General features: G+C 40.8%; 16 protein-coding genes. 9 read left to right on the top strand and 7 right to left on the bottom strand.

Annotated features, from left to right (window positions below):
- Window positions 1–82: 82 nt before the first annotated feature.
- Window positions 83–1570: a hypothetical protein gene (locus tag GSQ84_RS08910; RefSeq protein ID WP_158796881.1), complete on the top strand. Its 1488-nt coding sequence runs from the start codon at window positions 83–85 to the stop codon at window positions 1568–1570.
- Here GSQ84_RS08910 and rodA read toward each other — a convergent pair.
- The 7 genes from rodA to purN all read right to left on the bottom strand — a co-directional run bounded on the left by rodA (window position 1563) and on the right by purN (window position 9522).
- Window positions 1563–2828 carry a rod shape-determining protein RodA gene (rodA, locus tag GSQ84_RS08905; protein WP_158796880.1) on the bottom strand — a complete coding sequence of 422 codons (1266 nt, stop codon included), beginning with the start codon at window positions 2826–2828 and terminating at the stop codon, window positions 1563–1565. The genes GSQ84_RS08910 and rodA overlap by 8 nt on opposite strands.
- A complete protein-coding gene (gene mrdA, locus GSQ84_RS08900; protein ID WP_158796879.1) occupies window positions 2825–4771 on the bottom strand; it encodes a penicillin-binding protein 2 in 1947 nt (648 codons plus the stop codon). Before mrdA ends, rodA begins: the two co-directional genes overlap by 4 nt.
- On the bottom strand, window positions 4772–5287 hold the full coding sequence (locus GSQ84_RS08895) for a rod shape-determining protein MreD (protein WP_158796878.1): 516 nt from the start codon (window positions 5285–5287) through the stop codon (window positions 4772–4774).
- Window positions 5277–6116 carry a rod shape-determining protein MreC gene (mreC, locus tag GSQ84_RS08890; protein ID WP_158796877.1) on the bottom strand — a complete coding sequence of 280 codons (840 nt, stop codon included), beginning with the start codon at window positions 6114–6116 and terminating at the stop codon, window positions 5277–5279. Before mreC ends, GSQ84_RS08895 begins: the two co-directional genes overlap by 11 nt.
- 118 nt (window positions 6117–6234) lie before the next feature.
- On the bottom strand, window positions 6235–7257 hold the full coding sequence (locus GSQ84_RS08885; RefSeq protein WP_068403231.1) for a rod shape-determining protein: 1023 nt from the start codon (window positions 7255–7257) through the stop codon (window positions 6235–6237).
- Between the two features lie 86 nt (window positions 7258–7343).
- Entirely contained in the window at window positions 7344–8870 is a 1527-nt protein-coding gene (purH, locus tag GSQ84_RS08880; RefSeq protein ID WP_158796876.1) for a bifunctional phosphoribosylaminoimidazolecarboxamide formyltransferase/IMP cyclohydrolase, read from the bottom strand.
- A gap of 73 nt (window positions 8871–8943) precedes the next feature.
- A complete protein-coding gene (gene purN, locus GSQ84_RS08875) occupies window positions 8944–9522 on the bottom strand; it encodes a phosphoribosylglycinamide formyltransferase (RefSeq protein ID WP_158796875.1) in 579 nt (192 codons plus the stop codon).
- A 596-nt stretch (window positions 9523–10118) separates the two neighbouring features.
- Between purN and rpsT the strand changes: the two genes are divergently transcribed.
- The 8 genes from rpsT to GSQ84_RS08835 all read left to right on the top strand — a co-directional run bounded on the left by rpsT (window position 10119) and on the right by GSQ84_RS08835 (window position 19667).
- Window positions 10119–10373, top strand: coding sequence for a 30S ribosomal protein S20 (rpsT, locus tag GSQ84_RS08870; RefSeq protein WP_041878275.1), 255 nt, complete (start codon window positions 10119–10121; stop codon window positions 10371–10373).
- Between the two features lie 58 nt (window positions 10374–10431).
- Window positions 10432–11130 (top strand): DNA repair protein RadC, encoded by a 699-nt coding sequence (gene radC / locus GSQ84_RS08865; protein WP_158796874.1) that lies wholly within the window; start codon window positions 10432–10434, stop codon window positions 11128–11130.
- A gap of 162 nt (window positions 11131–11292) precedes the next feature.
- Complete coding sequence (gene pheT / locus GSQ84_RS08860) at window positions 11293–13692, top strand: phenylalanine--tRNA ligase subunit beta (RefSeq protein ID WP_158796873.1); 2400 nt, start codon at window positions 11293–11295, stop codon at window positions 13690–13692.
- A 53-nt stretch (window positions 13693–13745) separates the two neighbouring features.
- Window positions 13746–14036, top strand: coding sequence for a hypothetical protein (locus GSQ84_RS08855; RefSeq protein ID WP_158796872.1), 291 nt, complete (start codon window positions 13746–13748; stop codon window positions 14034–14036).
- A gap of 32 nt (window positions 14037–14068) precedes the next feature.
- Window positions 14069–14359 carry a cell division protein ZapA gene (locus GSQ84_RS08850; protein WP_158796871.1) on the top strand — a complete coding sequence of 97 codons (291 nt, stop codon included), beginning with the start codon at window positions 14069–14071 and terminating at the stop codon, window positions 14357–14359.
- Between the two features lie 268 nt (window positions 14360–14627).
- Window positions 14628–16190, top strand: coding sequence for a ribonuclease Y (gene rny, locus GSQ84_RS08845; RefSeq protein ID WP_158796870.1), 1563 nt, complete (start codon window positions 14628–14630; stop codon window positions 16188–16190).
- 62 nt (window positions 16191–16252) lie between these two features.
- Window positions 16253–16780, top strand: coding sequence for a DUF962 domain-containing protein (locus GSQ84_RS08840; protein WP_158796869.1), 528 nt, complete (start codon window positions 16253–16255; stop codon window positions 16778–16780).
- An 82-nt stretch (window positions 16781–16862) separates the two neighbouring features.
- Complete coding sequence (locus GSQ84_RS08835) at window positions 16863–19667, top strand: TonB-dependent receptor (protein WP_158796868.1); 2805 nt, start codon at window positions 16863–16865, stop codon at window positions 19665–19667.
- The last annotated feature ends 181 nt before the right edge of the window (window positions 19668–19848 follow it).

Below are 19848 nucleotides of genomic sequence, written 5' to 3'. Positions count from 1 at the left end.
TAACTCACGAATATCGAAATTTTGTAGTACTTTTGAGTGTAAAGTTGTCAACATAAAACATCGATTTTTCCGTTATACTACTATGATGAACCAGGAGGATATATTTAAAAAAATTGGACAAATACTCAATGAGTTAAGTGATCAGTATCAATATTTGGCTCAGAATCCTCAGGAATTGAACGAGTTAGAACTTGAGCTTTTCCTGGCTAATGCCGATTTTTTATCTGATCATGTTCAGATTATTAAAAAAATCAATAGTCAGACAGTCCAAAAGGCTTTGCCCGAACATACTGATGTCAAAGCAGAAAATATATCACCACAGCCTGAAATTACAGGTTATGCTGCAGTTGATGAACCTGAATATGACAATCAGGGAAATCAGTTAATAGAAGAAGAACCTGGAATTTCGGTACATGAGCCGATTGATACATGGACTGAACCAGAGCCACTAAAAGAAGAGGAGGCACAGCAGCAACCTGCTATTCCTGTTTCCGGGGCTTCAGGAGGAGAGGGATATTCCCCATCCGCTATGGCAGAAGAAGAATTTTTAACGGAATCCCTGGAGGAAGTAACCGAACCCGATACTATGCCGTTTACAGCAGAAAAGGAAACAGATCAATCTTATAGCTGGGAGAAGGAACATGAAGTGGTCCATACTACGCCAAGACTGGATGACGATATCTTTAAACCGGATATTGAACCTGCTACTTTTGAATTTATCCTCAATGAAAAACCATCATCCGACCGTTTTGAGTTTGAGGAGAAATCTATAGATGAAATTTTTGACAGGCCTTTAAGTAAAGAGGAAGAACTGATCATCGCTCAAAAGCAAAAACTGAGAGAAATGGACAGCCTGGAATTATCATCTGCAGAAGAAGATGAAATAGGGCCTGAGCCTTTCCTGGTAGCTGAACCTGCTCAGCACGAACCTGAACATGAATCTATCACGCCTATCTTCGAAGCGCCCGAAGAAGAAGAAGAGCCTGAAATTGAAGAAATCAAGCCTGAATTCCATTTGGAAACCCCTGTTGTTTCAGCAGTCCTGCCTATTACGCCAGAGTCCGAAGAGAAAACCGCTCCATTAGCCTATATAGCACCTATAGCTGAACCGGCTCCTGCACCATTAGTTTTTACACCAACTGCACCCGCGGCAGCACCGGTAAGCAAGCCAGTTATTCAGGAAGAGTTGTTCAGACCTATAGCGTCTGTTGCACCTTTACAAAAAGAAGAAGAACCTGCAACACAGCCTTTGCCTAAGCCTACGCTAAATGATATCTTGTCTGGTAATACGCCGAATAGAAATTTTAATACAGACACCAGAAGGGCACCAATTACAGACCTGAAGCAGGCCATCAGCCTGAATGATAAAATGAGGTATATCAAAGACCTGTTTAATGGCTATAACCTGGCTTATGCAGAAGCTATAGACCTGCTGAACAAGATGCCCGACTTTAAAACTGCAGATGCGTTTCTGAAGAATAATTATGCCGGTAAACACAATTGGGCAGATAAACAGGATACGGCAGATCAGTTTTACGAATTGTTAAACCAACGTTTTCCGCTTAAATAAATCCCATTCTGTTTGAATCCAGTTTGAGGAAGATAAAAAGCAATACGGTAAAACTCCACAAGGACGATCCCCCATAACTGATAAAGGGAAGAGGGATACCTATTACAGGGATAATGCCTATCGTCATCCCGATATTAATAAACACGTGGAAAAAGATGATACTGGCTACGCAATAGCCGTACACCCTTGAAAATGAAGAGCGCTGCCTTTCTGCAAGGTTAATTACCCTCAGCAGTAAAAAGACATACAAGCCAATCACTACCGAACAGCCTACAAAACCCCATTCTTCACCTATTGTAGAGAAGATAAAATCTGTACTTTGTTCCGGTACATAACCATATTTTGTTTGTGTGCCTTCCAGAAAACCCCTGCCGGTAACCTGACCGGAGCCAATGGCAATTTTAGACTGGATCACGTTATATCCTGCACCTTTTGGATCTGTTTTCAGGCCCAGCATGATTTCTATACGGGTACGCTGATGCGGTTCCAGTACTTTCTCATAAGCTACCTTTACAAAAAACAGGTAAGCGATAGCGATCACTGTAGTAAGGATCATTGAGAACATCATCTTTTGCTTACGCTTGTTCTGGTAAATAAAGATACCGCCCACAACTGCAATTATCGGAATGAGTACAGCTAGCGGAACCAGGAAGTCTGCAATGAACAAAACGATCATCCCCAGGAAGATCAGCAGGAAATAACCCGAAAGGCCTTCCCTGTACAGCGGAAACATAAAGGCAAGGAACACCAGTGCAGACCCTGTATCCGGCTGCAGCATGATCAGCAGTAGTGGAAAACAAATGATCAGTCCGGCGAAAAAGATAGATTTAACATCCCTGAACTTGGGATTAAAATTTCCTACATACCTGGCAATGAGCAATGCGGTACCAAACTTAGCCAGCTCTGAAGGCTGCAGCCTGAAACTGCCCAGCGGAATCCATGCCTGGTTACCCGCTACCTTACGGCCTACTACCAATACTACCATCAGCAGGAACATCGTTATGCCATATATAATCGGGGCAAATACGCTGAAAAACTTAGCATCGACCAATAATATTGAAAAGCCTACTACCAGTGCTGTAATGATGAAAATAAGTTGCTTACCGTAGTTACTACCAAAATTGAACAGGGTAGAAGTATCTGGATTATAGAGGGAAGCGTAAATGTTAACAAATCCAATGCTGCACAGGGCGATGTAAATCAGAATGGTTACCCAATCCACATTAAAGAAAAAGCGGCTCCCCTGTTGATTGATCATTTGGTAATAGGTGTTGTTTTTGTAATAGCTGCAATTTTATTTTGTGGCTGAATCGCTGCCGGAGCTGGCTTAGCCGTAGTATCTGGTTTTTTCGGATCGTACTTAAATTTAGACTTTGGCGGATCAGGTAAAACCACCTGATTTTTCATCCATTCGGCCCTCTCTGTCCTGTTACCGGAAAGTTTACCTGTCAGGTATTTTTCTGTGATATAACTGGCAATGGGCGCAGCATAAGCAGAGCCATAACCGGCATTTTCTACAATCACGGCAATAGCGATCTTCGGGTTTTCACGCGGGGCAAAACCTACGAAAACAGAGTGGTTTTTTCCATGTGGGTTTTGCACTGTTCCTGTTTTTCCGCACATTAAGATATTAGGAATGGCTGAGTCCCTGGCAGTACCGTAGTCTGAATTTACCGCTGCCTCCATTCCGTCAATTACAGGATCAAAGTATTTAAGGTCGATATCTACGGAATTTTTTACCAGGTATTCTTTTTTTACGTCTTTCTTTTCGCCAATGGCTTTGATGAGGTGTGGTTTAATATAATAACCCCTGTTGGCAATGATAGCCATGATATTGGCCATCTGTAAAGGCGTGGCATTCATTTCTCCCTGTCCGATGGCCAGTGAGATAATAGTGGTATAACCCCAGTATTTTCCAAAACGCTTGGTATATTCATCTGAAGTGAAGAGGATACCTTTACGTTCAAAGGGCATATCCAAATCTAGTTTTGAACCCAGCCCGAATTTTCGCACCCTGCCTATCCAATCGTCATAAGAAGCCTTTTTGCTTTTGAACCTGCTTTGCGTCATCAATCGCTGAAATACGTTACAGGCATAGGCATTACAGGATCTGGCTAAACCCCTTTTCAAAGAAATATTTCCATCAACGTGCTCACAACTCACCCGGTGGTTTCCTGCCCAGTAATATCCGGGGCAGTTAAAGGTAGTATTTGGATCAATTACGCCTTCCTGCAGAGCAATCAGGTCATCCAGAGGTTTGAATGAAGATCCCGGCGAATAATAACCAGATAATGGCCTTACCGTAAAGGGTCTGTTTGGTGAACGGAAAATATCCATGTAATTATTTCCCTGTTGCCTTCCTACCATCAGGTTAGGATCATAGGTAGGGCTGCTCACAAAGGCGAGTACTTCCCCGGTGCTTGGTTCTATAGCCACGATGCTGCCTACTTTATTCTTTAATAGCTGTTCGCCTAGTTTTTGCAGGGTAATATCAAGTGAAGAGGTCAGGGTTTCACCCGAAGTAGCCAGTGTATCAAACTTACCATTCAGGTAACTTCCCTGGGGAACATTCCTGGCATTGTAGATCATGTTCTCCACACCACGTTCACCCTGTAATTCCTGGTTATACTGGCGTTCTACACCAGCCTTTCCGATGTAATCTCCGGGGCGGTAATAACCGTCGCTTTCATCAATATCTTTGGCAGAAACCTCTTTTACATAACCAAAAAACTGTCCGGCCACACTATCGGGATAATGCCTTACTGTTCTGTTCTGTGTTTCAAATCCAACAAAGCGGGAAAGCTGTTCCTGAAGGGAAGCATAGGTTTGTACGGATAGTTGTTTTTCAAATACAGAACGCTGGTACCTCGACTGGGTTTTTGCTTTGTTGAAACGTTTGTAAAAACCCTTCATGTCAATCCCGATGATCCGGCAAAGTGCCAGCGTATCAAAAGGTTTAACCAGGCTGGGGGTAACCATCAGGTCGTATACCGGTTCATTCTGTACCAGCACTTTACTATTTCTGTCGAGAATGATCCCACGTGCCGGGAAAGTATATTTTTTGCGCAGTACATTGCTATTGGCAGAGAGGAAATAGCGGTCGCTGGCCACCTGGATATAAAACAGCTGCCCCAAAAGAATGAGTGCAACTACTATAAACAGCCCTTGTACAATGTATTTTCTATTAAAAAGATTATCCATTTAGCGTAATTTCCTACTGTAAAATATTAATTCCACTAACAAAAGTGTGAATAACGTAAAGATAGCACTCAATGTGCATCTTAACAATGTATAGGAGAGTTCCGATAATTTAAAAGCTTCCAGTAAGAAGAGCACCAGATGATGGGCAAAGGTACACAACAGTGCATATAAAGCAAACCATCTGAATCCCATATTTCCGAGGGAAGGTTCTGGTTCATCAAAATTATCACGGCTTACCGTAACGGATATAAATAAGATCCGCACAAAAACCAGCATTACGCAGGCAGCAGTATGTACACCCAGCGTATCATAAAAAGCATCCAGCGTTAAACCTGTACCAAAAGCAATGATATACAAAATCAGGTTAGGGGTGCTAAAAGGCAGCAACAGCAGAAACAGGATGTAGGTGAAAGGGGTGGCCAGGTTATAAAAACTGAGGTTCCTTAACAACAGTATTTGTATGGCAAGCAGGATGAACCACCTTAAGATATTGGTTATGATAATTCTACTGTTCATTGGGCAATGTCGATTCTAATGCTTTCTGTTCCTGGGCCAATTTATCTTTAATCACATAGACGTACTGCAACGTGCTGAAATCGTTAAAAAGATTGATTTCTATGGTCAGGAAGTTATCTCCTGTAGAGATCCCCCTGTTACTGATCGATCCAACCAGAATACCGGGAGGGAAAGATCCGAATCCTGATGTGACTATGGTATCTCTCAGCTTTACCCTGAAATGATTGGAGATATCTTTAATAAATGCTTTTCTATAATCTGAATTTCTGTCGCCCCAAACCAGTGAACCCATTTCTTTGGTAGATTTGATACTTACACTGATCTTCGCGTCTTTGTTTAGCAGCGATTCTATTGTAGCAAGATGAGCTGATACGTCACGAACGTGGCCTACTACTCCTTTTCCGGCAGAGATCACGGGCATGCCGCTTTCAATACCATCGGCAGAGCCCTTATTGATCGTGATTACGTTGTTCCTTAAGGTAACAGAATTTTTGATCACCCGGGCAGCGAGATAGGTGTACTGCACGTGGTTGGCGGTATCTTTAACCACGGTATTTTTAGCGCTGTCGATATTTTTTAGCGCTGTCAACGCGGTATTCAGTTTTGCATTTTCCAGGGCCAGACTATCATTAACCTGCCCCAGGTTCATATACTTCTTAAAGATATTCAGGTTTTCATAAGCATGTCCTACTACCTGATTGGTAGAGTTAAACGTTACGCTGCGCTGATAGGCATTATTTTTTACCGTCAAAATGATACCAGCAGTAAAAAAAATGACAAACAGGAAGAATGCGTTGTATCTGTTTATGAAAATCCAAAGGTTACGCATATTTCTTCATTCTGTATTGAAATTCAGCCATCAATTGTAATTATTTAAATATATAAAATGTGAGTACAGTTTTATGGACCGACTCACATTTTTAAAGGCTGTTAGCTCTTATTTAATTTTATTGCATTAAAAACTTATAGCTGCCAATGTTCTTCAGGGCAATACCAGTACCGCGAACAACCGCACGTAAAGGATCTTCCGCTACGTGAACAGGCAGTTTAGTTTTAGCAGCCACACGTTTGTCTAAACCGCGTAACAACGCTCCTCCTCCTGTCAGATAAATACCAGTCTGGTAGATATCAGCAGAAAGCTCTGGTGGCGTGATCTCTAAAGCTTTCAGGATTGCTTCTTCAATTTTAGAGATTGATTTATCCAGGCAATGGGCAATTTCAGTGTAAGAAACGGTAATCTGTTTCGGTACGCCGGTCATTAAATCACGACCTTGCACGGCGAAATCTGCCGGTGGATCTGACAATTCAGGTAAAGCAGCACCCACTTCAATTTTGATCTTCTCCGCAGTACGGTCGCCGATCATGATGTTATGCTGACGACGGATATAGTTAACGATATCCGAGTCGAAATTATCTCCCGCAACGCGGATAGACTGATCGCATACAATACCAGACAAAGCAATTACAGCGATCTCTGTAGTACCACCACCGATATCGATGATCATATTACCCATTGGCTCTTCTACATCAATTCCAATCCCTACAGCAGCTGCCATAGGCTCGTGAATTAAGTAAACTTCTTTCGCGCCGGCAATTTCTGCCGAATCCCTAACCGCACGTTTTTCTACCTCGGTAATTCCCGAAGGAATACAGATGACCATCCGCAAAGAAGGGAACATCCAGCCTTTACCGCCGTTAAGCATACGGATCATACCTTTGATCATGGCTTCAGCGGCATTGAAATCGGCAATAACGCCATCCTTCAAAGGTCTTACAGTACGGATATTATCATGTGTTTTACCTTCCATCTGCATAGCCTGACGGCCGATGGCGATAATTTTATTTGTTTGTCGGTCAAAAGCTACGATCGAAGGCTCATCAACAACCACTTTGTCATTGTGTATAATCAGGGTGTTTGCGGTGCCTAAATCGATGGCAACCTCTTGTGTGAACCAGTTAAATAAACCCATTTATAGGTGATCAATTATGTTATAAAAAAAATATTATACTATTTGACGTAAAACTACGTCTTTTTATTGTTAATCGCCTTATATAATTAGTGCTTAAAATGTCTGATGCCAGTCGTTACCATGGCGATACCTTTTTCATTCGCCATGTTGATCGAATCAGCATCTTTTATCGAGCCACCAGGTTGAAGAACAGCAGTTATTCCGGCTTCAGCAGCGATTTCCACACAATCCGGGAAAGGGAAGAAAGCATCTGAAGCCATCACCGAACCTTTAAGGTCGAAATTGAAATCATTGGCTTTGACAATAGCCTGTTTTAATGCATCAACCCTTGAAGTTTGTCCAACACCACTCGCAATTAAGGTATTATTTTTTGCAAAAACAATAGTGTTTGATTTCGTATGCTTAACAATTTTATTGGCGAAGAAAAGATCTTTTAACTCTTCAGGGCTAGGTGTTTTTTCTGTTACTGCCGTCATTTGGTCGGTTCCTTCAATGATCAGGTCCTTATCCTGCTCAATTACACCATTTAACAATGTCTTGAATTGTTTTTTGCTTAGTTCTACTTCGTTGCGTTGCAGGATTACCCTGTTCTTTTTCGCTTTGAACAATTCTACTGCTTCAGGCTGGTATGAAGGGGCAATTAAAACCTCAAAAAACAATTTGTTGATTTCAGTAGCTGTTGCCAGGTCGATCTCTCCGTTAGCGATCAGTACACCGCCGAAAGCAGATACAGGATCACAGGCCAGTGCATCGTCCCATGCCTGTGCGATAGTTGGCCTTGAAGCTACACCGCAAGCATTGGTATGTTTTAAGATCGCAAAGGTAGGCTCCTGAAACTCATCGATCAGGCTAACTGCAGCATCCACATCAACCAGGTTATTGTAAGAAAGTTCTTTACCGTTCAATTTGGTGAACATTTCATCCATATTGCCATAAAAAACACCTTGCTGATGCGGGTTTTCTCCGTAACGTAATGTTTTAGCTTCTTTTAAACTTTGTTTGAAAACCGTAAGCGGTTCATCCAGGTTAAAGTAATTAAAGATAGCTGTATCATAATGAGAAGAAGTATGGAAAGCTTTCTTTGCATAAGCTTTACGCTGTGCCAGGGTAGTTTCTCCATTTTGTTCCTCCATTTGTTGCTGTAATACCGAGTAATCATCTTTAGAAGCAAGGATCACTACATCGTTAAAGTTTTTGGCTGCTGCCCTGATCAGAGAGATACCGCCGATATCGATCTTTTCAATGATTTCTTCTGCGGAACCACCAGCTTTAAGGGTTTCTTCAAAAGGGTAAAGGTCAACAATAACCAGGTCAATTTCGGGAATGTTGTATTCCGCGATCTGTGCTTTGTCTTCATTCAGGTTCCTGCGGTTTAAGATACCGCCGAAAATTGTTGGGTGTAAGGTTTTAACCCTTCCACCAAGAATCGAAGGATAACCGGTAAGATCTTCAACAGCTGTAACAGGCAAATTCAAGTCTTTAATGAACTGTTCTGTGCCGCCAGTAGAAAACAATTGAACTCCTTGCTGAGAAAGCAGGCGTACAAGTGGTTCTAAGCCATCTTTGTAATATACTGAAATTAAAGCGTTTTTGATCTTAATTTGTTGACTCATTGGGTGTGATTTTTGAGCCGCAAAATTATAATTTTTAAGCGATAAAATTTAGTTAGAAATCATAAAAAAAACCTTATTTCTTTATCTTTTTCAAAATGCTCTCTACAATACGCGGATAATGCTGATGTTCAAGCTGTTGTCCTTTGAACTTTATCATTTCTAAATTGTCACCTTTTTCAATTTTGTATTTCGCCTGGTAGATATATTCCCCTTCATCGTAATTTTCGTTTACATAATGAATGGTGATACCACCTTCGGTTTCTCCTGCTGCCATTACTGCTTTATGTACATGATCGCCATACATTCCTTTACCGCCAAATTTGGGCAGGATAGCGGGGTGGATATTTACGATACGTCCCGGATATTCCGCGATCAGGTTTTTAGGGATCAACCAGAGGAAGCCTGCAAGAACGATCAGGTCGATCTCCAGGTTTTTCAGTAATTCTATGATATCATCTGTTTCGTAAAACTCTTTTCTGTCGAAGATGTGGGAAGGGATTTCGAAGTTATCTGCGCGCTGCAATACATAGGCCTCAGGATTATTGGTGAGCACCAGTGCAATTTCTGCATCAGGACTGTTTTTGAATAATTCCATGATCTTCTGGGCATTAGAACCCGAACCAGAGGCAAATATGGCAATGCGTTTTTTCATGTGATCTGTTTCAATGGCCGTGTCGCTGGTTTATCCCTGCGGTACGGCTAATTGAGGCTGGTCAAAAATAACATTTTAGGTATTTAATAGATGGATTTATTCGAATATGTTTTTGATGACGGTTTTATGCGGCACCGGCGAGTTGGGTACTTAGCTGCCTTAGTTATAGTCTAGTTAATATGTACTTCTCATTTAATCCAAGTAAAATTTAGAATAAGTTCATAATGAGTCCAAGTTTTTCACGTAAAAACATGGACTAGACTTGGACTAGACTTGGACTCACTATGGACTAGCTATGGTTTGACTAACTCTCAGGGCATACTCAAAGCAGGCTGTGTCCTATAATTAAAAATGAAATCCGAAGAAAAAGGAAATGAACGATATGATGAACATGCTAAAAAAGACTCATCTAACAGCTCCTCTAAAGCGGTGTGAATCAATATTTAAGAATATTTGAATTATTTGTGATATCGTTTTGCATATTTAAAAGTTAAGTTCTATATTTGCAGTCCGAAAAAAGAGAAAAGAAAAGGGTAAAGGGGATTCGGAAAGCAATCACCAATACCTTACATATAAAAATATTATTATACTGAAAAATGGCAAATCATAAATCATCTTTAAAAAGAATAAGAGCAAACGCAACTAAACGTTTACGCAACAGGTACCAGGCAAAAACAACCCGTACTTTTGTTAAAAGATTACGTGCTTCTGTTGATAAAAAATCTGGACAGGAATTGTTACCTAAAGTAATTTCTATGTTAGATCGTTTAGCTAAAAAGAATGTGATTCACAAAAACAAAGCTGCCAACAATAAATCTAAGTTGACTAAATTTGTTAACGGCTTAAAATAGAATTAACTTTACAATATTGTAAACGGGATAGGTTTTGGCTTATCCCGTTTTTTTGTTTATGGTAAAATATGAACAAAAAATAAAGATTAAATCCCTCGCCGAGGATGAGCGGCCACGGGAAAAACTGATGCGCCAGGGCAGGAAGCAGTTATCCAACGCTGAAATATTAGCGATTATCATTGGAAAAGGGAGCACGGCAGAAACCGCAGTAGAATTGAGTCAGCGGATTCTTTCCAGTTATGATAACGACTGGCATAAATTAGACAACGCATCTATAAAAGATCTTTGCCAGTTTTATGGAATAGGCGAGGCTAAAGCAATTGCTATCATCGCCGCTATTGAGTTGGGCAGACGAAGGGAAAATAGCCCGAAAGAGCCCGTCAAGAAAATTAATTCTTCTAAAGATGCGTTTGACCTGATGCATGCGGCCATGGCCGATCTGAACCATGAGGAGTTTTGGATACTGATCCTGAAAACCGATAATTCAGTAAAAAGCAGGCATATGATCAGTAGGGGAGGCTTTTCCGGGACTGTTGCAGATCCAAAGGTGATCTTTAAACTGGCATTGGAGCAATCTGCTTCTTACTTAGTACTGATGCATAATCATCCTTCAGGTAATCTGGTGCCCAGCGCAGAAGATATTAAAATCACCAAAAAATTAATAGAAGTGGGGCTTATACATGATCTCCCGGTGCTGGATCACCTTATCGTAGGCAACGGATCTTATTACAGCATGGCTGATGAAGGAATTATTTAAATGGTGATTATAGGCTAATAAATTTACAGCAAGGCATTATTTTATATCTTTGCATTTTAGATTACACCATGATACATTTAGGACCTGCTGAAAGCGGCTCCTCAAAACCTGTGGTAACCCTGATACTGCTGAAAAGCAATAAAAAACAAATGAAATTATAACATGAAGATATCATACAACTGGCTGAAACAATTCATACAAACAGACCTTAAACCAGAAGAACTTTCGCTCATCCTCACCAACATTGGCCTGGAAGTAGAAAGCCTGGATAAAGTACAGCCTGTTCCGGGCGGTTTGGAAGGATTAGTGATTGGTCATGTGCTTACTTGTGTTCAACATCCTAATGCCGACCGTTTAAGGGTAACTACTGTTGATGTTGGCGGTGAAGAACCGATACAAATTGTATGCGGCGCATCAAATGTTGCTGCAGGACTGAAAGTTGTAGTGGCTACAGTAGGTACAAAAGTATATCCGAATGAAGGCGAACCTTTTCAAATCAATAAATCGAAAATCAGGGGTGAAGCTTCTGAAGGAATGATCTGTGCTGAAGATGAGATTGGCCTGGGTGACTCTCATGCCGGTATCATGGAACTGGATGCAGATGCTGTTGTAGGCTTGCCAGCTATTGAATATTTCCAGCTGGAAGATGATTACCTGTTTGAAATTGGTTTAACACCTAACCGCGCGGATGCAGCCTCACATTTAGGTGTGGCAAGAGATTTAGCAGCTTACCTGCGGATTGAGCTAAAAATGCCGGATATTTCTTCTTTTAAAGTAGCCAATGAAAACCTGACAGTTGCTGTTGAGATAGATGATGTTATTGCCTGCCCGAGATACAGCAGTGTATCGATCAGCGGGGTAACAATCAAAGCCTCGCCCGACTGGCTGCAGGATAAGTTAAAAGTGATCGGTATCCGCCCGATCAATAATATCGTAGACATTACGAATTATGTATTGCATGATCTTGGACAGCCCCTACATGCTTTTGACGCAGACGAGATCAGCGGCAAAAAGGTAATTGTAAAAAAATGTGCAGAAGATACTTTGTTTGTTACACTGGATGGCGTTGAAAGAAAGTTATCTGCTGACGACCTGATGATCTGTGATACAGAAAAACCCATGACCATTGCTGGTGTTTATGGCGGAAAAAATTCTGGTGTAAGTGCAAAAACAACCAATATATTTTTAGAGAGTGCTTATTTTAATGCGGTATCGGTACGTAAAACAGCAAAAAGACATACCTTAAAAACCGATGCTTCTTTTCGTTATGAGAGAGGTACCGACCCGGAAATGACGGTTATCGCTTTAAAGCGTGCCGCTATCCTGATCTGTGAACTGGCAGGCGGAGAGGTTTCTTCTGCTGTAGGCGATTATTATCCTGCACCGGTAGCGCCTTTTGACATAGAGGTAAGCTATCAGCATGTTACTGGTTTGATCGGTAAAGCGATCCCCAATCAGGATATCAGGGATATCATTACTTCACTCGGTATTAAAGTGGCTTCAGAAACAGCAGAAAGCCTATCCTTAAAAGTGCCAAGTTATAAAGTAGATGTAACCCGTGAGTGTGATATTACGGAAGAAGTATTAAGGATTTACGGATATAATAATATAGATATTCCTGCCAAGGTAAATGCTTCACTGGCTTTTACCAGCAAACCGGATAAAGAGCAGACACAGCATGTGATCGCTGATATGCTTACTGCCAATGGGTTCCTGGAGATCATGTGTAACTCCCTGACTAAAGGTATTTACAGCAAAAATACGGATGAAGTGGTGAAGATCCTGAACCCTTTAAGTTCAGATCTTAATGTGATGCGCCAGAGTTTGCTGCTGCCGGCACTGGAAAGTGTTGCCTATAATCAGAACAGGAAAAATAGTGACGTTAAATTTTATGAATTTGGCAAAACCTACCACCTGATCAATGAAAAATATGTAGAGCGCCCAAGGTTGCTGATTGTACTTTCAGGAGCAAGCACTCCGGAGTCATGGGGCATGAAAGCAGTCCCGGTAAGTTTTTATAACTTAAAGGCTGCAGTTGATGCAATCATTGGCAGGTTGGGTGTTACAGGTTACCAGACAGAAGAGGTGAATGACGAGAATTATGCTTTCGGACTGAAATACTTCAGGGGGCCGCAGGCCATCGTTACTTTTGGAGCGGTTACTTCAGCAGATAAAAAACTGACCGATGTGGATAAGGATGTTTATTATGCAGATTTCGACTGGGCATTGTTATTGGATATCGTTAGGAAGAACAAAGTGATCAATAAGGAGATCCCTAAATACCCTGCCGTAAGAAGGGATTTGTCTATGCTGGTAGATACTGAGGTTACTTTTGAATCTTTAAAAACTATTGCTTTTAAAACGGAAAAGAAATTGCTGAAAGATGTACAGATTTTTGATGTGTATATCGGAGATAAATTGCCGGAGAATAAAAAATCTTATGCATTGAATTTTACCCTTCAGGACGATCAGCAGACGCTAACCGACAAGCAGATTGACGCTGTTATGCAAAAGATTATAGTTAACTTAGCACAAACAGCGAAAGCAGAGATAAGAAAGTAATTTTTTTTGTTACTTTTAGGAATATTTTAATGACAAAATCAATTTAAATCAAAATGTCTTTGGTTGCCGAACAATTAAATTCAGTATTACACAAAACAGCTCGTTTAATTGAGCTTTGTAATGCCTTACAGGAAGAAAATGAGTTGTTGAAGCAGGAAAATGCATCGGTGAAATCTGCCTTAAATGCGTCGAAACTAAAGAATTCAGATCTGGATGAAAAGATGCGGGTATTGAAGCTGGCGAAGAGTATTGAAGGAACAAGCGAGAAGACACTTGATATAAAGCAAAAAATTAACGATTTTGTGCGTGAGATTGACAAGAGTATAGTGTTGCTGAAAAAATGAGGAATACACTAACAGTGAAACAAAGCTAAGAAATGGGAGAAATCTCGATTAAAATAACTATCTCGGACCGCATTTACCCTTTAAAGGTGAATATGGAAGAGGAAGAAATTGTAAGGCGGGCAGCCAAAATTATTAATGAACGCATAAAAGACTATCAGGAAAATTATGCAGTCAGAGATAAACAGGATTTGCTATCTATGGCCGTGTTGCACTATGCAACGGCTGTGTTAAGGGTAGAAAACAAGGTGCAGGACCAGGATACTGCAGTAGCTGAAAAAGTTGAAGAATTAGATAGTTTATTGAACGATTTTTTTGCAAAATAAGTCGTTCGTTTATTAAATAGCACCAAAGATTTAACCGTTGTTAAATTTTTAGTTTCATTGTTGAGTTGATTTTTGAATACATGTACTATATTGTGGCTGGTTCGGCTGCATTAAAGAGAACATGTTTTTGAAGGCATAAACAGGGAACTTGAAATTTGAGAACGGTTTTTTGTTTTAAGCCTGGATGAATAAGATTCGATAAAACCTGCATGATGATCTTTATTAAAGAAGATGGTTTCATGCACGTTTATTATATATATAAATTAAAATGGAAATAGTAGCAATAATAGGATATGTCTTAGCCAGCTTAATAGTTGGTATACTAGTAGGCAGATATCTGTTGCGCAGCCTGCTGAAGAAACAGGAAATTGCAGCACAGAGTAAAGTGAAGAAAATATTAAAAGAAGCAGAAAGTAATGCTGAGATCTTGAAAAAAGACCGCTTACTGGAAGCAAAAGAAAAGTTCCTGCAACTGAAAACTGAACACGAACAGGAAGTAAATGCAAAAAACAACCAGGTAAATCAGCGTGAAAATGCGATTAAACAAAAAGAACAGTCGGTAAACCAGCGCCTGGAGAACATGAACCGCAAGGAACAGGAACTGGATAACCACAAGAAAAACCTGGAAAAACAAACGGACCTGGCTGTTAAAAAACAGGAAGAAGTTGAAGTGCTGAAAAACCAGCATGTAAAACAACTGGAAACTATCGCTGGATTAAGTGCTGAAGAAGCAAAAAATCAGCTGGTAGAAAACATGAAGTCTGAAGCCAGGGCGCAAGCGATGATCCAGGTGAAGGATATTGTGGATGAAGCTAAGTTAACCGCAACTAAAGAAGCGAAAAAAGTAGTGATCCAGACCATACAGCGTACTGCTGTAGAAGCTGCGATTGAAAATACGGTGTCTATCTTTCACATTGAAAGTGATGAGATTAAAGGTCGCGTTATTGGTCGCGAGGGTAGAAATATTCGTGCACTGGAAGCCGCTACCGGAATTGAGATCATCGTAGATGATACCCCTGAAGCAATTATCCTTTCTGGTTTCGACCCGGTAAGAAGAGAGATTGCCCGTTTGGCATTACACCGTTTAGTAACTGACGGACGTATCCACCCGGCGCGTATCGAAGAGGTAGTAGCCAAAACAAAAAAACAGATTGAAGATGAAATTGTAGAGATTGGCGAGCGTACGGTAATTGACCTTGGTATCCATGGTCTTCACCCGGAGTTGATCAGAATGGTTGGCCGTATGCGTTACCGCTCTTCTTACGGACAGAATTTATTGCATCACTCTCGTGAGGTAGCAAATTTCTGCGCTACAATGGCTGCAGAACTGGGCTTAAATGCTAAAATGGCTAAACGTGCAGGATTACTGCATGATATAGGTAAAGTGCCTGATGATAATCCTGAATTGCCTCACGCAATTTTGGGGATGCAGCTGGCAGAAAAATATAAGGAACACCCTGAAATTTGTAATGCGATAGGTGCCCACCATGATGAAATTGAAATGACCTCGATGATCTCTCCGATTGTTCAGGCTTGTGATGCCATTTCTGGTGCACGTCCGGGAGCAAGACGCGAGGTAGTAGAAAGTTACATCAAGCGTTTGAAAGAGCTGGAAGAACTGGCTTTATCTTACCCTGGTGTAGAGAAAACATTTGCTATTCAGGCAGGAAGAGAATTAAGGGTAGTGGTAGAAAGTGAAAGGGTAACTGATCAGCAGGCAGAATTGCTAGCAGCAGATATCTCTAACCGTATCCAGACAGAGATGACCTATCCTGGTCAGATTAAAGTTACCGTGATCAGGGAAACCAGATCTGTAGCTTTCGCTAAGTAGGAATTAAACCATAGTATTGACAGAGCGATAGATTCATCTATCGCTCTTTTTATTTAAAAAAAATGAAGAAGGAGCAAAAGAAGATGGTAAAGGGCTTACCAGAAAAAAAGGTAAATATCCTTTTAGCGCAGTATGCCGAAACACACCAGAACCCTTCCAACCAATTGATCCATTGGGTTTGTATACCGCTGATGTTGCTGAGCCTGATCGGCCTTGCCTGGTCTGTACCTTTTCCTCATCTGGCTTTCCTGGGAAAGTACAATGGATTTGTGAACTGGGCATCGTTTTTAATCGCCTTTAGCGGGTATTATTATTACCGGCTTTCGCCAGTTCTTTCTTACATGATGATCTTGCTTTTCTTTGCCGTTGCCCTTGTGGTAGTGCAGCTGGAAAAGTGGTCGATGACGGGTGGGCCTGCCTTGTGGCTGGTATGCGGATTGATCTTTATGCTGAGCGTTGCAGCTCAGTTTGTCGGTTATAAAATAGAAGGAAAGCGCCCTTCTTTAGAGCAGGAGCTTAGATTTTTACTGATTGGGCCAGCATGGTTATTCCAAAAATTAGCGATTAAAATTGGATTAAAATGGAATTAAAATACGATTAAAAAGTAATGTTTCCCTAACACATAGTTAACACTGTGGTAATAGTTTTGCCTAAAATTAATACAGGCAAAAATTGGAATCGCAAGTAAAACTAAAAAGAGGAATAGTCACGTTGCTTTTGGGCGTGATGTTTAGTGCGGTAGGATTCGCACAGGGAACAGGGAAAATCTCCGGAGTTGTTACCGATCAAAAAACAGGGGAAACCCTGATTGGGGTAACAGTGAAAATCGCGGGCGGTGCCCAGGGGTCTTCTACTGATGTAGAGGGCAGATACCTGATCTCGGGATTGGCTCCGGGAAAGTACACCCTACAGGTCTCATATGTAGGGTATGTCACAAAAAATATAACTGAAATCACCGTTAAAGGAAATACTTCTTCCCCGGTCAATGTGATCATGGAAGAGTCCAATTCACAGAACCTGAATGAAGTAGTAATTACTTCAAAGGCCAGTCAGGAATCAGTAAATACATTGTATGCCAATCAAAAGGCCAACCTGAGTATTTCAAGCGGAATCTCTGCAGAGTTAATCAGGAAAAGTCCGGATAGGAATACTTCCGATGTGCTAAAACGCGTTAGTGGTGCGAGCATCCAGGATAATAAGTTTATCATTGTAAGGGGCTTATCAGACAGGTACAATTCAGCCATGCTGAATAATGCAGTATTACCTAACACGGAGGTTGATAAGAAAGCATTTTCTTTTGATATTCTTCCGTCTAATCTGATTGATGCCATTGTAGTGAATAAAACGGCTTCTGCCGATATTCCGGGTGATTTTTCTGGCGGTGTGGTACAGGTAACCACTAAAGATTTTCCAGATCTGAAGTTCTTTAATTTTTCTTTGGGAACAGCTTACAATACACAATCCACTTTTAAGGATTTTTCAAAAAGTCAGAGTAGCGGTGGTGCATTTGGTTCTTACAGCAAGAACAGGGATATCCCATCATCATTTCCTTCAAGATCAGTTTACCTGAATTTACCTATCGCCGATAGGGTAGCTTTATCTAAGCAATTTGCCAATAACTGGGGTTATAGTGGTGTTAAGTCTGGCCTTGGCCCTATCTTCCAGGCCAATTATGGCACTACAAAAAGATATAAAGACAATAGCCAGTTTGGTACGGTATTGTCTCTTTCTTACCGTTATGATGAACGTTTAAAAACCAGCGACCAAAAAGCATATACCGGGCAGGCCCTGGGCGATCAGTTCAGCGATAAGGTATATAGCTATAACACCAATATAGGCGCTTTGGCCAATTTTGCCTATTCGTGGGGAAATAACAAGATTGCACTGAAGAACATTTATAACCGGGTACTGGAAAACCAGTTTACTTCAAGAGAGGGGATAGATGATTCGCAAACTAAGTTTCTGCGTACAGCAGATTATATTTTACAGCGGTCGCTGATTTCCAATCAGCTGAGCGGTAATCACCTTTTATCTGAAAACAGCAAGATTAAGCTGGACTGGAACCTGAATTTTGCGAATACCTCGAGGAAAGAACCCGGTTTTAAAAGAATGGAATACCAGGAAGAAAATGGTGTTGCCGGTTATACCCGCGCTAGCGTTCCCTCTTCGGGGCAGGCAGACCCGCGTCTGGCAGGAAATTTCTCTTCTAAATTGAATGAAAATCTGTACGGCGGGTCGTTTGATATTACCATTCCGGTGAAATGGTTCGAGGATAACAATAAAATTAAAGTGGGTTATTTTGGACAGTACAGGGAACGTGATTTTTCTGCCCGGGTAATCGGCTTTACCAGAAATGGGAATTTTGATACGAATCTTCTGAACCTTCCGCAGGACCAGATTTTCAGTGCGGCCAATATCAGGGAGAATGGATATGTGCTGAATGAGATTACCAACGGTGCCGATCATTATGATGCCAATTCTTTTTTGAATGCCGGTTATGTAATGTTCGACGGATATCTGACAGAAAAATTAAGGCTGGGAATCGGAGCAAGGATAGAGTCTTATAACCAGCAGCTGAACAGCGCGGATAATAACTTTACTCCTATTGTAGTAGATACAACCTATGTAAATGTACTGCCTTCATTTAACCTGATCTATAACCTGACCGAAAAAGCAAGTTTACGTTTAGCAGGTTCACAGACTGTTGGACGTCCTGAATTCAGGGAAATTGCACCTTTCAGTTTTTATGATTTTAATAAGAATGTCTCCATCGTTGGAAATCCAAACCTGAGACAATCAAAAACTACCAATTTTGATCTGGGTTATGCAGTTTATCCTTCTTCTGGTCAGGTATTCTCTGTGTCTGCTTTTTATAAGTACTTTGATCTGCCCATAGAACAGAGTTTGCAATTGGGTACATCAGGAACAACTTTCGGATATGTAAATTCTAAATCGGCAACGCTGTATGGTGTAGAGATGGAATTCAGAAGACCTCTCGATTTCATCGCAGAGCGCTTCAGTAATTTTACTTTTAGTACCAATGCATCTTATATGAAGTCAAAGGTAAAAGTAGCCAGGTCTGTAAATACCACTGGCAGCCGTCCGCTGCAGGGACAATCGCCTTATTTAATTAATGCTGGTTTACAATACAATTCTAAGGAGGAGAACTCAACCGGTTTTAGTCTATTATATAACAGAATTGGAAAGCGTATCTGGGCAGTAGGAAATGTAACTGATCCTGATATTTATGAGAATTCAAGAAATGTAATGGATTTGCAGCTGTCGAAGAAGTTTGCCAAATCAAAGGCTGAGGTGAAACTGAATTATAGCGATATCTTTAATAATAAGGCGATTTTTTACCAGAAACCAAAAGGTTCAAATCCTGACGCCGCGTTCGATCAGAAAACCGATAACATCAATATATCAGAACGTTATGGTTCTACAATTACTCTAAGTCTATCTTATAAAATCAGGTAACACGGTTTTTTATGACTAATATTTTAAATTTTAATCTCATTTTAATCTATGTTTAATTCAATTTTAATATTGAGGTAATATAGCAAACATACTTTTGTACAGATGATAAACCATAAATGAAGTCAGCATCAATTTACAGTTCTGCAACAGGTAATAGAAATTTGAAACAGGCTTTATAACC

The organism is Pedobacter sp. L105, from assembly GCF_009765875.1.
Lineage (GTDB): Bacteria > Bacteroidota > Bacteroidia > Sphingobacteriales > Sphingobacteriaceae > Pedobacter.
This window is presented reverse-complemented; position numbering and strand designations above follow the sequence as displayed.

Bases quoted from the DNA above. Each gene is read 5' to 3' on its own strand.
- GSQ84_RS08885 (WP_068403231.1), bottom strand. From the start codon at position 7,257: ATGGGTTTATTTAACTGGTTCACACAAGAGGTTGCCATCGATTTAGGC.
- GSQ84_RS08910 (WP_158796881.1), top strand. From the start codon at position 83: ATGATGAACCAGGAGGATATATTTAAAAAAATTGGACAAATACTCAAT.
- radC (WP_158796874.1), top strand. From the start codon at position 10,432: ATGGTAAAATATGAACAAAAAATAAAGATTAAATCCCTCGCCGAGGAT.
- mreC (WP_158796877.1), bottom strand. From the start codon at position 6,116: ATGCGTAACCTTTGGATTTTCATAAACAGATACAACGCATTCTTCCTG.
- pheT (WP_158796873.1), top strand. From the start codon at position 11,293: ATGAAGATATCATACAACTGGCTGAAACAATTCATACAAACAGACCTT.
- GSQ84_RS08895 (WP_158796878.1), bottom strand. From the start codon at position 5,287: ATGAACAGTAGAATTATCATAACCAATATCTTAAGGTGGTTCATCCTG.
- rpsT (WP_041878275.1), top strand. From the start codon at position 10,119: ATGGCAAATCATAAATCATCTTTAAAAAGAATAAGAGCAAACGCAACT.
- GSQ84_RS08840 (WP_158796869.1), top strand. From the start codon at position 16,253: ATGAAGAAGGAGCAAAAGAAGATGGTAAAGGGCTTACCAGAAAAAAAG.
- purN (WP_158796875.1), bottom strand. From the start codon at position 9,522: ATGAAAAAACGCATTGCCATATTTGCCTCTGGTTCGGGTTCTAATGCC.
- rodA (WP_158796880.1), bottom strand. From the start codon at position 2,828: ATGATCAATCAACAGGGGAGCCGCTTTTTCTTTAATGTGGATTGGGTA.
- rny (WP_158796870.1), top strand. From the start codon at position 14,628: ATGGAAATAGTAGCAATAATAGGATATGTCTTAGCCAGCTTAATAGTT.
- mrdA (WP_158796879.1), bottom strand. From the start codon at position 4,771: ATGGATAATCTTTTTAATAGAAAATACATTGTACAAGGGCTGTTTATA.
- GSQ84_RS08850 (WP_158796871.1), top strand. From the start codon at position 14,069: ATGGGAGAAATCTCGATTAAAATAACTATCTCGGACCGCATTTACCCT.
- purH (WP_158796876.1), bottom strand. From the start codon at position 8,870: ATGAGTCAACAAATTAAGATCAAAAACGCTTTAATTTCAGTATATTAC.
- GSQ84_RS08855 (WP_158796872.1), top strand. From the start codon at position 13,746: ATGTCTTTGGTTGCCGAACAATTAAATTCAGTATTACACAAAACAGCT.